The 13569-nt window shown below is 44.0% G+C and carries 14 protein-coding genes; 9 read left to right on the top strand and 5 right to left on the bottom strand.

Going from position 1 to position 13569, the window contains the following annotated elements:
* Nucleotides 1–642 (bottom strand): DJ-1/PfpI family protein (locus tag A3766_RS10550; RefSeq protein ID WP_197479522.1); only part of this gene is annotated, 642 nt, incomplete at its 3' end.
* A gap of 130 nt (nucleotides 643–772) precedes the next feature.
* Between A3766_RS10550 and A3766_RS10545 the strand changes: the two genes are divergently transcribed.
* Together A3766_RS10545 and A3766_RS10540 are read left to right on the top strand one after the other, a co-directional pair.
* Nucleotides 773–2587, top strand: a complete 1815-nt coding sequence (locus A3766_RS10545) for an acyl-CoA dehydrogenase (RefSeq protein ID WP_068515089.1) — start codon at nucleotides 773–775, stop codon at nucleotides 2585–2587.
* Between the two features lie 39 nt (nucleotides 2588–2626).
* Nucleotides 2627–3406 (top strand): crotonase/enoyl-CoA hydratase family protein, encoded by a 780-nt coding sequence (locus A3766_RS10540; RefSeq protein ID WP_068515092.1) that lies wholly within the window; start codon nucleotides 2627–2629, stop codon nucleotides 3404–3406.
* Nucleotides 3407–3442: 36 nt separating this feature from the next.
* Here the strand turns inward: A3766_RS10540 and A3766_RS10535 are convergent, their stop codons facing one another.
* Nucleotides 3443–4399, bottom strand: a complete 957-nt coding sequence (locus A3766_RS10535; RefSeq protein ID WP_068642175.1) for an AEC family transporter — start codon at nucleotides 4397–4399, stop codon at nucleotides 3443–3445.
* A 272-nt stretch (nucleotides 4400–4671) separates the two neighbouring features.
* Here A3766_RS10535 and A3766_RS32660 point away from each other — a divergent pair, with 272 nt between their 5' ends.
* A complete protein-coding gene (locus A3766_RS32660) occupies nucleotides 4672–4929 on the top strand; it encodes an efflux RND transporter permease subunit (protein ID WP_197469648.1) in 258 nt (85 codons plus the stop codon).
* Here A3766_RS32660 and A3766_RS10530 read toward each other — a convergent pair.
* Together A3766_RS10530 and A3766_RS10525 are read right to left on the bottom strand one after the other, a co-directional pair.
* The gene (locus A3766_RS10530; protein WP_068515098.1) at nucleotides 4879–5793 is read right to left on the bottom strand and encodes a lysophospholipid acyltransferase family protein; all 915 of its coding nucleotides are present in this window, start codon (nucleotides 5791–5793) and stop codon (nucleotides 4879–4881) included. The two genes, A3766_RS32660 and A3766_RS10530, sit on opposite strands and share 51 nt — an antisense overlap.
* Before the next feature lie 124 nt (nucleotides 5794–5917).
* Nucleotides 5918–6673 (bottom strand): glutathione S-transferase N-terminal domain-containing protein, encoded by a 756-nt coding sequence (locus A3766_RS10525; RefSeq protein WP_068507339.1) that lies wholly within the window; start codon nucleotides 6671–6673, stop codon nucleotides 5918–5920.
* 197 nt (nucleotides 6674–6870) lie between these two features.
* Between A3766_RS10525 and A3766_RS10520 the strand changes: the two genes are divergently transcribed.
* From A3766_RS10520 to cysG, 5 genes are all read left to right on the top strand, one after another.
* On the top strand, nucleotides 6871–8289 hold the full coding sequence (locus tag A3766_RS10520; RefSeq protein ID WP_068515102.1) for an L-serine ammonia-lyase: 1419 nt from the start codon (nucleotides 6871–6873) through the stop codon (nucleotides 8287–8289).
* Nucleotides 8290–8324: 35 nt separating this feature from the next.
* Nucleotides 8325–8501 (top strand): PCP reductase family protein, encoded by a 177-nt coding sequence (locus tag A3766_RS32655; protein WP_082865032.1) that lies wholly within the window; start codon nucleotides 8325–8327, stop codon nucleotides 8499–8501.
* A gap of 85 nt (nucleotides 8502–8586) precedes the next feature.
* Nucleotides 8587–8955, top strand: coding sequence for a fluoride efflux transporter CrcB (gene crcB / locus A3766_RS10515; RefSeq protein ID WP_068515105.1), 369 nt, complete (start codon nucleotides 8587–8589; stop codon nucleotides 8953–8955).
* Nucleotides 8956–9017: 62 nt separating this feature from the next.
* Nucleotides 9018–10292 carry a serine--tRNA ligase gene (serS, locus tag A3766_RS10510; protein ID WP_068515108.1) on the top strand — a complete coding sequence of 425 codons (1275 nt, stop codon included), beginning with the start codon at nucleotides 9018–9020 and terminating at the stop codon, nucleotides 10290–10292.
* A gap of 31 nt (nucleotides 10293–10323) precedes the next feature.
* Nucleotides 10324–11724, top strand: a complete 1401-nt coding sequence (cysG, locus tag A3766_RS10505) for a siroheme synthase CysG (RefSeq protein ID WP_068634485.1) — start codon at nucleotides 10324–10326, stop codon at nucleotides 11722–11724.
* 73 nt (nucleotides 11725–11797) lie between these two features.
* Here cysG and A3766_RS10500 read toward each other — a convergent pair whose 3' ends face one another.
* Nucleotides 11798–12862 (bottom strand): 3-deoxy-7-phosphoheptulonate synthase, encoded by a 1065-nt coding sequence (locus A3766_RS10500; protein ID WP_068509085.1) that lies wholly within the window; start codon nucleotides 12860–12862, stop codon nucleotides 11798–11800.
* Between the two features lie 285 nt (nucleotides 12863–13147).
* Between A3766_RS10500 and A3766_RS10495 the strand changes: the two genes are divergently transcribed.
* The coding region (locus tag A3766_RS10495) for a hypothetical protein (protein WP_156508865.1) at nucleotides 13148–13569 on the top strand (422 nt) is incomplete at its 3' end.

Here is a 13569-nt window from a genome sequence, read left to right as displayed (position 1 = left end):
TTTGCCGGGTATACGTTTAATGCTACTAACCTTATCTTGGCCAATGTCGAAAACATATGACCGGGAGCTAGCTTGCGCGAGTTCATAGCCACAATAGCGCTCAATCAGAAACAGGCTCATATCAAACCAGGCCGTGCCGCCACCAGAGCAAAATATTTGCCCATCTTCTGTAATTAACTGGTCCGGCTGTAAGTCTACCTTTGGAAATTTCTGTGCAAACTGCTCGACGAAGCCCCAATGCGTCGTCGCTTTTTTGTGATCTAACATGCCTGTGTCGGCAAGCAGAAAAGCGCCGGTACAATTACATGCGATATCGCAGCCACCTTCATATAGTTTTCTGATCCATGGGAGTGCTGCTTTATTTAAAGCCAGTGTCTGAGCAATATCGCCAGCGATGGTCGGTATGACAAGCAGGTCACTTGAACTGATTTCTTCAATGGTTTTATGCGCATTGATTTCAATATTATTAGCACACCGAATTTTACCACCGTTTAAGCTAGCAATTTCGACATTGAATTGTCTGGATAGCTTATCTCCATGAATGTAATTCCAAGTAACGCCAACCGAAGCGAGTAAATCTGCCATACCGATAATTGCTGTAGCAAAGGCGTAATCAAACCCGAGAATGGTGACTTGCTTCATTGTTGTGTATCCAAGAATACTGGTGGCATAAACGGCATAGTTTAAGTCATAAAAGCCAGTTATGTAATCCCTCTCGATATGAGACAGTGATAGGTAAATAACCTATTCATCATTAAGAGGCTTGTAAGGCATGGAAACCGATTTATTAAATGAAAGAGACGTTCAGTTTCAGTTGTATGAAGTGCTTGAAACCGCCGCACTTACTGAGCGCGCTCGTTTTAATGAACATAATGTTGAAACCTTTAATGCAGCGATCTCTACAGCAAGACAAATTGCTGAGGATAAGTTTGCTAACCATAATGCCAAACTAGATTGTAATGAGCCCAGTTTTGATGGTGCGAAGGTAAGCATTCTGCCAGAGGTAAAAGAGGCCTTTGATGCGTTGGCTGAAGCAGGCTTTCTTGCAGGGCGAGATGACTACGAGTTAGGTGGGATGCAGTTGCCAGAAGTTATTATGGCTGCGTGTATGGGGTATTTCACAAGTGCTAACGCTTCATCAGCGGGTTATCCATTTTTAACGATAGCCGCAGCCAATTTAATCAAAACTTATGCTTCGGATGCGCTAAAAGGTAATTTCTTAAGCCCTATGTTAGCCGGTAAGTTCACTGGCACCATGGCAATGACAGAGCCTCATGCTGGGTCATCTTTAGCCGATATCACAACCCGAGCAAAAGCATCAGACACCGCAGGTCAATACCTGATCAAAGGAAATAAGATGTACATTTCGGGTGGCGATCATGAAATGGCCGACAATATTGTTCACCTTGTCTTGGCTAAAATTGACGGTGCGCCATCGGGCGTAAAAGGAATCTCGCTGTTCCTGGTTCCTAAATATAGATTGGATGACGATGGTAAACCGGCAGATCGTAATGATGTTGCATTAGCTGGGCTCATTCATAAATTGGGTTACCGCGGTACGACCTCGACCATGCTTTCATTTGGTGATAACAATGAATGTGTAGGGTATCTGATAGGCGAAGAGCACCAGGGCCTTCGCTATATGTTCCAAATGATGAATGAAGCGAGATTAGGCGTTTCGATGGGTGCCGCGATGATTGGCTATCGCGGGTATCTGAGTTCACTGTCTTATGCAAATGAGCGCTTACAAGGCCGCTTGGCGAGCCAAAAGGCGGATGACAAGCCTGTTGAGATTATCCAGCACGCCGACGTGCGTCGAATGCTGTTAGAGCAAAAAGCATACGTTGAAGGTGCAATGTCACTATGCCTGTTTGGTTATTTCTTATTAGATGATGTCAATACACACCCTGATGCAGACGAAAGAGAAAAATCAGAGCTCTTACTGGACTTACTGACACCCGTGATCAAATCATGGAGCTCCGAAGTTGGTGTAAAAGCGAATGATCTAGCGATTCAGGTGCTTGGCGGTGCAGGCTATACCAGAGAGTACCCTGTCGAACAATATTGGCGCGACAATAGGTTAAACCCAATTCATGAAGGAACGAATGGTATCCAGGCCTTGGATTTAGTGGGTCGCAAGCTATGGCAGCGCAACAGTAAAGGACTTCAAGTTCTGGTCTCTAAGGTGAATTTAGACCTTTCTCGTGCTAAAGAATCCAGTGAAAGGCTTCAAGCGTGGGCGCAAACAATTGAAGAACATTTGTCACTAGTGCATAGGGTTACTATGCAATTAGGCGCTGACCTTCAGAAAGAATCTCCTGACTTGACCTTATCTAATGCCAGTTCTTACCTTTCGATGTTTGCTCGCGTGGTGGTGTCGTGGCTGTGGTTACGCCAGGCCTTAGCGGCAGAAAAGGGGATTGCCGAAACTGAGCCCGCAAACCATGAAGAGCTTTCGTTTTACCGTGGCAAACTCCAGGCTGCTCAATATTATATTAAATGGCAATTACCATTAGCTAAGCACGAAGCAGATCTACTTTTGGGGCGAGACGATACCTGTTTTGAAATGCAGCCAAACTGGTTCTAGACCTTGAGACATAAACCAAATTCGAAAGCGGAGGAAAAAGTGAGCTATATTGAAGTCGATGTAAGAGGTTCGATCTTATTGATCAAGGTTAATCGAGCGGAAAAGTATAACGCGCTAACGGTCGAAATGTATCACGATATTGCACGAGCCTATTACCAGCTGGAGCATGATAATAATTTGTGTGTTGCCGTATTTTACGCAGAGGGAGAACATTTTTCAGCTGGCTTGGAGCTCACTGATTGGTTAGAGCCTCTTAAATCAGGAGGCTTGCCGCCTTTGCCTGAGAGAACCATAGACCCCTTTGCATTATCAGGCCCAAGCTTGTCGAAGCCTGTTATTATGGCGGTGCAAGGTTATAGCTATACCTGGGTGGTTGAGATGATGCTCAATACAGATATCAGAGTTGCTTCGGAGAATGCACGCTTTGCTCAGCTGGAGGTTCAGCGTGGTTTGTTTGCCTGTGGTGGGGCAACGATACGGTTACAGAATGAAATGGGTTGGGCCAATGCTCAACGATATTTACTCACGGGTGACGAGTGGTCGGCCGCTGATGCGTATCGCATGGGAATGATTCAGGAAATATGTGAGCCAGGGAAGCAGTTAGAATGTGCCTTAGCGCTAGCACAGAAGATCGCTAAGGCAGCTCCTTTGGCTGTACGTGGAAGCTTGACTTCATCTAAGCTTGCAAGACAAGAAGGCGAGGCATCGGCCATAAAGCAACTTTTTCCTAGCTTAAAGCCCGTCATTGAGTCAGAAGATATGAATGAGGGAGTTCAGTCATTTATCGAGCGTCGTGATGCGGTCTTCGTAGGGCGTTAAGCCCTGAAGGATCAATTTAACAAAGACGAGGCACGCTTAGGCCAAACCTAATGCCCGCAGTACAAATATTCCTGTGCTTACTGTTAATAGTGACAGTACGGTGGATAAAGCGATAATCGTTGCGGCCAATTCGGCGTTGCCTCGCATGGCCTTAGCCATTACGAAACTCGCTGTAGCTGTGGGGCTTGCGAACATAAGAAACAAAGTACCCAATGCTAAATCTTTAAAACCCATCACTAAGGCGGCAAGGGTGAACAGCAATGGCAATCCAACAAGCTTCAGTAAAGTTGCTTTTAATGCAAGATGATTGCTATCTTTTAATTCATTTAACTTGATCGAACCGCCTACGCAAATCAATGCTTGAGGCAAAGTCATGTTTGCAAAGTACTCGCCGCTTTTCATAATGATGGCTGGTGGCTCTAACTGCAGGAGGTTAAGCACAAGTGCTGTAACAATGGCGATGATCAGCGGGTTTTTCGCCATGTCTTTTGCCATCGATAGCCAATCAAAACGTTTATCTGAATGGAACGGTAATGTCAGCGCAAAGACAGACAGGACATTATAAAGCAGTGTTAAAAAAGCCAGTAGAATAGAGCCGACAGCTAAACCTTCATCGCCATACATGTTCATGCAAAGTGCTAGGCCAACGATACCCATATTTCCACGAAAGGCTCCTTGTACAAAAACGCCTCTATTTTCTGGTAGAAGTTTCATCGTGCCGCTTAGCCGCCAGCAGGCTAGGAATCCAGCTACAGTTACAAGCAAAGCAAACATAACTTGCCTAGTATCAAAAACGGCTGATAGGTCAGATTCCAGTACTTTGATAAATAACAGAGCGGGTAATGCGATGGTGAAAACGAGTTTTGAGCCGGAATTGATGAAACTTTCAGTTAACCAGCTTGTTCGTCGAAGGAACCACCCTAGAAATACAATGATAAAAATGGGTAAGGTAATATTTGAGGTGTACAATAGTAAATCAAGAAAAGATGACAATGGAGTCTCTCAAAAAGCGTAATTTGTAGCTAAGTATATGCGATTTATCAGTTGAGTTCCGAAAAGTGCTTTAAGCAAAGCTAGTTTCGATACAAATTTAGCTTTTATGTCTCCTCAGCGTTTTCCCTAGGCTTGTGTGGCTGTCTTTTCGAGCGGTAAAGTTTGGCATGAAGCTCCTGAATTAATCGCAAACCGAATATGTAGTTTATTGATCAATTGCGTCTTCTGATGTTGTCTAGGTATTTGTTACTAATCCTTTCGTCTCCCACCTTTTGGTGATGGTATTTATTCCGCTGGGGTTAATTGGTGTTTTTCCAAGTCATTGGCTGCTCAGGCAAAGCTTTTCTGCAGCTACAATGATAGATGTAATTGCTCTGGCAGGCGTAGCTGTAAGGAATTCTTTGCTTATTGTTGATTTTATAACAGTGCGTGTTGAGCATGGCAGTAGCGTCGAAGACGCTGTAAGCGAAGTTTGTGTGCTAATAAAATTTAGCTTCACCGGGGGGGCGTGTTTTAAAGCGCTTGTGTAGCCATAAATACTGACTAGGATGCCTTCGGATCGACTCTTCTAAGAGCTTATTCCATGCTCTGGCATCGGCTTCATTGTCTTCACCAAAGTTTTCAAGGATGGGAGAAAAGTAGATTTCATAGCGGCCATTAGGGAGGCGGTATTGCGAGACATGGATGACAGCTGCCCCAGATTCGCGAGCGATCCAGCTAGGAGTCGATATACAGGCGGCATCGATACCAAAGAATGGAGCAAAAAGGTCGCACTTTTTGCCGAAATCCTGGTCAGGTGCATACCAGACTTCACCGCCTTCTTTCATAAACTGAATCATTTCTTTCAGTTGTCTTTTATGGAAGCTTTCAATATCAACATTTCTCTGGCGTCCACTTTCAATCATCCAATCAACTACCGGATTGTTGTTGGGTCGATACATATAGCCAGGTTTTTGAAGTTGTGCTGCGATAAACGGCAGGGCAATATCGAAAATACCAAAATGCCCACCTAAAAGAAATACGCCGCCACCTCGTTTCTCTGCTTCTTTTAAGTGTTCTAGGCCATAGACTTCTACCTTGCTCATATAAGGGCTAAGGTCACGCCACCAGGACTGAAGTGTTTCTATGAAGCCTTCAGACGTAGATGTGAATACATCTTTTACCAACTGTTCGCGTTCATTATCACTTAACTCTGGAAAGCAGGCATCAATATTCTGTCGGCATGCCTTAACTCTGCTTTTCATTTTATTGTGAGTGAGGTTGCCCAACTTTTTAGCAATAGAGTGCTTCCACAATAAGGGTAGGTGTGCAATGGAGAACAGTACAAACACAATGAGCCAGGTAAGCAGAAATGAGGGGTGCCAAAGCGGTCGTTGTTTTTTAGGTTTAGCCATGAGGTGTAATGCCGTATCAAAGGAACAAAATTAGCGCCGGATATTACTGGTTTTAAAGTTGTAACACTAGCGCTTATGGCTAACTAAAGAAAATAAGAGGCTATATATGCTGTGTCAACGCGTTTTATTGCGCGTAAGTGGACTCTAAATAGCGAGCAATTTCTTGAGACTCAAACATTTCTGTTCCGGTATTGGGATCAATAAGAAACGGTACTTGCACGTTTCCATGTTTTTTAAAGAAATCATCGCGCTTGGTGTTTTCTAATGGTTGATAAGCGCCAATGCTGAAGCGGAAGTTTGCCGGACCCATATCAGCTAGTTGCTGCTTGCCCAAATTGATCAGTAAGTATGGCAATTCAAGTTCGCATAGTTTTTCTCTTACTACACGAGAAAAAGGGCTGGATTCGAAGCTATATAGCGTCAATGGGAGTTTAGCCGCTTTTGCAGGGCGCGCGTGGACACCTGCATTATTACGTAAAACACTAGCCAGTTTGGATGCCGTATCATTCATTAAACTGCGGCGGAGTTGCTTAGGGACTTCCAAGCCCCTGTACTCTTTAAATAGGTAAGTAACAATTTCATCGCGGCCAGCAATATTGAGGTCAGTGTTGGGGTCGAATAACCTTGGGAGCGTCTGGCTGCCGGATTCTTGTGCAAGTTTTTTTATATCACGCCCACCGATTGGGCAGGGGGCTACCATTGCATCAAGGTTGAGTTCGGTCAGTGCTTCCCTGACAAACCGACATTCCGGGCAACCTTCTCTGTCGAATATAACCAGCTCCTGCTCAGGTTGTATTGCAACCTTGCTCGCTGACGTGCCACGCCAAACACGTAGTGTTGATGCAAGGGTAGACGTGGTGATGTCGAATAAGTTTTTCATAGCGATCCTCCATAATAAGCACGGCTGCATTGTAAGGCTTAATCGTTTGTTTGTCATAGACAAATATCGGCTGTGTCTACCCATAAATTATTATATGAGGCTGTAAGTTCAGGCTGAGTTACGGGTTTAAGGCTATAATAAGATGATTATGGTTTGTTGCTACCTGCATAGAAAGAAATCACGCGTGAGGTTGTATTATGTTCACGAGTATTACAGATCTATTTAAACTAGGTATTGGACCTTCCAGCTCTCATACTAATGGCCCTATGATTGCCGCAAAGGACTTCGTCACTAAGATAAAGGCTATAAATCCCACCTTTCTTAAAGGCAAGCGCCTTAATCTTAGGTGCCGCTTGACAGGTTCCTTAGCGTATACGGGTATTGGTCATGGTACAGATACGGCAATCCTTCTGGGTCTCAATGGCTATTCGCCGGCACAGGCCGCTAAGCTTTCATTCAACGGTAATTTAGAAAAAGCGATTGATAGTTTTCAGCAAAAAAACTTTATCGAAATTGTTCAAGGTGTGTGTGTAAACTTTGGCCCAGCGTCGGGAATAGAGTTTGATATGAAGCTCGTGTACCCGGAACATCCGAATGGTTTCAGCTTTACGCTATCAAGTGCTGGTGAGAAAGAACGGGTCATTTTGTCTGAAACGTACTTTTCCGTTGGTGGCGGTTTTATTTTAACTAAAGATGAACTTGCCGATAAGAGTAAGCGCCAAAAGGAGAAAAAAGGGAGGCGTAAAGTGCCGTTCGGCCACAGCCAGAAACATACCTATTCAAACATGAGTGAGTTGCTGTCTATCGCCGAGAAAGAAGATAAAAGCTTTGCAGTAATTCAGATGGAAAATGAATGCATGAGTAGTGCTGAGAGTGTTACTGAGGCAAATATTTGCACAGTTAAGGAGGCGATGTTTGCAAGCATAGAACGTGGTTTATCTGCTGATGGGCAACTGCCCGGAGGACTGTTATTAGAGCGGCGTGCAAACAAGTTATATTCCGATCTTAGCGCGAATCCCAGTAATGCTAGTGTCAATGATTGGCTTTGTGCATACGCAATGGCGGTCAATGAAGAGAATGCTGCGGGACAAGCAGTCGTAACCGCGCCAACAAACGGTGCGGCGGGTGTAGTCCCAGCATTGCTTTATTATCTAACCAAGCATGAAGAGATTTCAGAATCTAAGTCACGAGAGTTTCTGCTAACTGCGACAGTCATCGGCGCGATAATTAAAGATACTGGCTCTATATCGGGGGCTGAGGTCGGTTGCCAAGGGGAAATCGGTTCTGCCTCAGCGATGGCGGCAGCTGCTTGCTGTGCTGTCATGGGGGGGACTATTTGGCAAATAGAAAATGCAGCAGAGATTGCCCTAGAACACCATTTAGGTATGACTTGCGATCCGGTAAAAGGTCTTGTTCAAGTACCTTGTATAGAGCGGAACGGATTTGGTGCCATCAAAGCCTATGCGGCTGCGTCACTTGCGATGCACGGTAACGGTAGCCATTTAATTACCTTGGATAATTGTATTGCGGCGATGAAGCAAACTGGTGAGGCAATGTCAGAAGAGTTCAAGGAAACCTCTCAGGGAGGGTTAGCAGTCAGGTGGGTAGACTGTTAACATTATCTGAATAAATTAGGTATGGGAGATAAAGGATGACAGAAAGCGCAATCGTTTGGCGCAGTTGCGCAAAGGCACGCTTGAAGAAGGTCCCTTTTTTCATTAGGCCATTTGTAAAATCCCGCGTAGAAAAAGTTGCCAGGGCTCGTAATTTAACAGAGATAAATGAGGGCTTGCTAATTGAAATTAAACGAAAAGAAATGCCCGGTTAGAGTGGGAATATTCGTTTTTTCGGTGTGTTTTATCGTCTTTTCGCGGTAAACTCTGCGAGTGTTATAAAGGAACCTCAAATCTCTAATGAATCACTTGTTACTGATCGCCGTTGCTGGCGCCCTGGGCGCGCTTGCGCGTTATGGGCTCGTTTCCCTTGTAGGCTCTCGAGCATTCCCTTGGGGTACTATGACCGCGAACATTCTAGGCTCATTATTGATGGGCTTTGCCTATGTATATATCGTTGAGAAAAGTATCGTTCCTGCTGACATGAAGCCTTTCGTTATGACCGGGTTTCTTGGCGCGTTTACGACGTTCTCTACTTTTTCGCTTGAGGCCTGGCAATTGCTGGATCGTGGCGAAATATTAATTGCTGCATTTTATATTATAGGTACAACACTGATTTGCATTGTCGCGCTATTTGCCGGGGTGCTGATCTCGCGCGCTAGCCTCTAAGAATATTAAATACCAAAACATTACTAATTTAACGACTAAACATTAACGCAAGAATTTTATTTATGTTAGATCCAAAACTCGTCCGCACCGAAACCAATGAAATCGCTGAAAAGCTGGCAATAAAGAAGTATAAGTTTGATACAGACTTGTTTTCATCCCTAGAAGAGTCGCGTAAGCAAATACAGTCAAAGACTGAAGAGCTTCAAAATGAACGCAACACTCGCTCAAAATCGATTGGTAAAGCCAAAGCGGCCGGAGAAGATATTGCGCCACTAATTGCCGAAATGGATACAATTGGTGCTTCTTTAGAATCTGCAAAGGCGGAATTAAGTGAAGTGCAGGATCAGTTAAACGATTTGCTTGCAGGCATGCCTAATATACCAGACTCTGAAGTGCCTGAAGGTAATTCTGAAGATGATAACGTCGAAGTATTAAAGTGGGGTGAGCCTGGAAAATTTGATTTCGAGGTTAAAGATCACGTAGCTTTAGGTGACATCAATAAACAATTAGACTTTGAAACTGCAAGTAAATTGACCGGTTCACGTTTTGTGGTGATGCGCGGACAGTTAGCCAAGCTTCATCGTGCTTTAGCGCAGTTCATGCTTGATACGCATTCAGCTGAAAATGGTTATGAAGAAGTCTACCTTCCTTACGTTGTTAATAGTGACTCATTGTTCGGAACTGGTCAGTTACCGAAGTTTGAAGAAGATTTATTTAAATTGCATGCAGACAGAGAGTTTTACTTAATCCCGACGGCAGAGGTTCCTGCAACCAATATTGTTCGCGATGAGATTATCGACTCGGCCAAGCTGCCTATCAAACTTGTTTGCCATACACCATGTTTTAGAAGTGAGGCTGGATCCTATGGTCGTGATGTGCGCGGTATGATTCGTCAGCATCAATTCGACAAGGTTGAGATGGTTCAGATCGTTAAGCCGGAAGATTCAGCCCAAGCACTAGAGGCCTTGACGGGACATGCTGAAGGTATTTTACAAAAGCTGGGTTTGCCGTACCGAAAAGTATTGTTGTGTGGTGGTGACCTGGGCTTTTCTGCTGTGAAGACCTACGATCTTGAAGTTTGGCTGCCCGGACAGAAAGCCTATCGTGAGATTTCCTCTTGCAGTAATACAAAGGATTTTCAGGCTCGTCGTATGCAGGCTCGATACCGCTCTCCTGAAATGAAAAAACCACAACTTGTTCATACTTTAAATGGTTCTGGTCTAGCGGTCGGTCGTACGATGATTGCGGTGATGGAGAACTATCAGCAAGAAGATGGTTCGATTAAAGTTCCTGAAGTGCTTGTTCCTTATATGGGCGGACTTGAAGTCATTGCTTAGTTTATCAACGGTCTGTAACTGAGGAGTCACGATGGATTTTTTACCACTTTTTTTTAGTTTAAAAGGTAGTCGTGTCCTTGTGGTCGGAGACTCCGCAGCTGCTGCACGTAAAATAGAAGTATTACTTAAAACCAAGTGCAAAGTACGCTTGGCTACAGACACTCTGACCGATCAAGGCTTAAAAGCATTGGTCGAAACTAATGACATAGAGCGTGTTTCGCTGACTGCAGAGAGCCCTAATAATGATTTGGTCTGGGGGCGTATCAGCTTAGCTGTCGCAGCGTCTGAAGATAAGGTTGTTAATGAAGCTATAGCAAAGACTGCTAAGCAGAGAAATATCCCGATTAACGTCGTTAATCGAGTAGATATTAGTGATTTCGTATTTCCTTCTATTATTGACCGCTCACCTGTTATTGCCGCGGTATCTAGTAGTGGTGAATTGCCTATTTTAACGCGTTTGGTTCGTAGTCGTTTAGAGGCAAACCTTCCACATGCTTTTGGCCGTATGGCGATGATCGCTAAAAAGTACCGGCAGCAGGTACGTGAGGGTGTTGATGGTATTAATGCGAGAAGGCGCTTTTGGGAAAAACACTTGGAAGGTAAGTTCTCTGAGTTGGTTTTTTCAGGAAAGGAAGAAGACGCTGTTGACCTATTAGAGTCTGCCATTGAAGATCTTTCTTCTACTGCGCCAAGTAATGACGGTGAGGTTTACTTGGTCGGCGCAGGGCCCGGAGATCCCGACTTATTAACGTTCAAGGCTTTGCGCTTGATTCGCCAGGCAGATATCGTTTTGTACGATCGTTTGGTATCTGAACCAATATTAGAGCTTGTCAGGCATGATGCGGAGCGTATTAATGTTGGAAAGGAGCGTTCAAATCACCTTGTCCCACAAGAGTCGATTAACGAATTGCTTGTTAAGTACGCAAAGCAGGGTAAGAGAGTACTGCGTTTGAAAGGCGGCGACCCATTTATATTTGGTCGTGGTGGCGAAGAAATAGAAACGCTGGCAGAAGAGGGAGTGAGTTTCCAGGTTGTGCCAGGAATTACTGCTGCATCGGGCTGTTCCGCTTATTCAGGCATACCTTTAACTCATCGCGACTATTCTCAATCGGTACGTTTTGTTACTGGCCACTTAAAGAACGATACTTGTGATCTTCCCTGGCATGAATTAGTTCAGGAGAATCAGACCCTGGTTTTTTATATGGGCTTAACGGGGCTTGCAACCATCTGTTCATCTCTGATTGAGAATGGGATGCGTACTGATAAGCCTATAGCTCTGGTTTCCAAAGGGACAACAAGGCATCAAAAGGTTTATGAAGGAACGCTGTCAACTATTGTGGATATTATCAAGAACCAAAAGGTTGCCGCTCCGACTTTAATTATTATTGGCGATGTTGTTAGCTTGCGCGATAAGCTGAAATGGTTGGAGTGACCATTTGTGCTTATCAATAAAAAAGCCGCTCAGATTGAGCGGCTTTTTTATTACTTTAAATCGTTTGAACTGTTTATCGCTTAGGTAGCACGTCTTTTAGTTTCTCGTGCATTTCCAGTAACGATTTTTCAGTTGTCTCCCAGTCGATACAAGCATCGGTAACTGATACGCCGTACTCAAGCTGAGATAAATCTTCAGGAATCGATTGGTTACCAAACTTAAGATTGCTCTCAACCATAATGCCAACGATAGATTTGTTGCCGTCGATGATCTGATTGCAAACGTCCTGCATAACCAGTGGCTGCAGGTTAGCATCTTTGTTTGAGTTTGCGTGGCTGCAATCAATCATTATGTTCTTACTAAGTTTTGCTTTCTCAAGTTCCTGCTCGCATAGTGCAACGTTAACTGAGTCATAATTAGGTTTACCGCCACCACCACGCAAGACAACGTGAGAATATGGGTTGCCTTTAGTGCGAACTACCGATACTTGTCCTTCGCGATTAATCCCTAAAAAGCTATGAGGGTGTGATGCAGATTTAAGTGCATTCATCGCAACGCCAAGGCCGCCGTCTGTGCCATTCTTAAAGCCGATTGCAACTGACAAACCGCTACTCATTTCGCGGTGTGTTTGGGACTCTGTGGTACGCGCACCAATAGCAGACCAGGAAATTGTATCTTGCAAGTATTGTGGTGAGATTGGATCAAGTGCTTCGGTAGCGGTAGGTAGGCCCATATCGCAAATGTCTATTAGTAGTTGGCGGCCAATATGCAGGCCTTCTTCAACTTCAAATGAATCATTTAGGTGAGGGTCATTGATAAGACCTTTCCATCCAACAGTTGTTCGAGGTTTTTCAAAATAGACACGCATCACGATGTACAGGGAGTCAGATACTTTGTCGGACAAAGCTTTCAGCTTTTTTGCGTATTCCTTAGCAGCATCAACGTCATGAATTGAGCAAGGGCCAATGACGACAAAAATTCGATGATCCTTTCGGTCAAGAATATCGTTAATTGTCTGACGCCCATTTGTCACAGATTCGATTGCTTTTTCTGTAAGTGGAATCTCTTTCTTTAACTGCTCGGGTGTGATTAACACTTCGTGAGAAGCGATATTTACGTTATCTAATTTGTTGCTCATTTTCTCTCAACTTATCCCAAAAACTATTAGGCTGCTTGATTCGTGAATTCTAGTGCAAGAATAAACCTGCTATCCAAGGTTGTTTTTCTAACGATAGACGGAACTGTAAAAATTAAAAGTAATGTTGCTGGATACAGGGATGGATTGCAATGATGTAGAGCAACTAAAAATGTATTTTTTTACAGCGTATTGAATATAGATAACTATAATGAAGCGTATGGAAAAAATTAATGCAGTAATTTCTTCGTGAGCCGCCTTAGTAATGACTTGAGTTTTGTGAGGGCTTTGTGTCAAAAGCTACGTGTGCCTGAGCTTAAGTATCTACAGGATTTTGGCACTAGTACCGACAAAACTCTAGATTTAGAGGGTGTTCGACAGCACTTTGTCTTAGAAGTAGGTCAGTACGAAGTGAGCTTGTTAGATCATCTAAAGAAGCATTATGAAGGCGCACAGAAAAGTGGCGTTAATAATATTGCTTTTATCTTGGACCGTTGCTTCGACGTTTGGCTCCGCAAGAATTGCTTCCCCCATGAAATTGCGAACATTTTATCTGTCTGGCGCTTTTCATTATTTACGATCATTTTTCTAGAGCAAAAAAAAGTTTTTCAGCAAGAAGGGGTTGACCAAAAGAAAATACTTGCTTCTGTCATTGGCTTGCTTGAACTGATAGCTACAGACTGTATTGGCTGGAGCGCCGTCCCCGAGCG

This window comes from Oleiphilus sp. HI0132 (assembly GCF_001635845.1).
Note: the sequence above shows the minus strand (reverse complement) of the source record. Positions and strands in the feature narration are given on the sequence as shown.

Excerpts from the sequence above, each read along its gene's own strand:
- A3766_RS10545 (WP_068515089.1), top strand. The coding sequence starts at position 773 with ATGGAAACCGATTTATTAAATGAAAGAGACGTTCAGTTTCAGTTGTAT.
- A3766_RS10530 (WP_068515098.1), bottom strand. The coding sequence starts at position 5,793 with ATGGCTAAACCTAAAAAACAACGACCGCTTTGGCACCCCTCATTTCTG.
- A3766_RS10525 (WP_068507339.1), bottom strand. The coding sequence starts at position 6,673 with ATGAAAAACTTATTCGACATCACCACGTCTACCCTTGCATCAACACTA.
- A3766_RS10520 (WP_068515102.1), top strand. The coding sequence starts at position 6,871 with ATGTTCACGAGTATTACAGATCTATTTAAACTAGGTATTGGACCTTCC.
- A3766_RS32655 (WP_082865032.1), top strand. The coding sequence starts at position 8,325 with ATGACAGAAAGCGCAATCGTTTGGCGCAGTTGCGCAAAGGCACGCTTG.
- crcB (WP_068515105.1), top strand. The coding sequence starts at position 8,587 with ATGAATCACTTGTTACTGATCGCCGTTGCTGGCGCCCTGGGCGCGCTT.
- serS (WP_068515108.1), top strand. The coding sequence starts at position 9,018 with ATGTTAGATCCAAAACTCGTCCGCACCGAAACCAATGAAATCGCTGAA.
- cysG (WP_068634485.1), top strand. The coding sequence starts at position 10,324 with ATGGATTTTTTACCACTTTTTTTTAGTTTAAAAGGTAGTCGTGTCCTT.
- A3766_RS10500 (WP_068509085.1), bottom strand. The coding sequence starts at position 12,862 with ATGAGCAACAAATTAGATAACGTAAATATCGCTTCTCACGAAGTGTTA.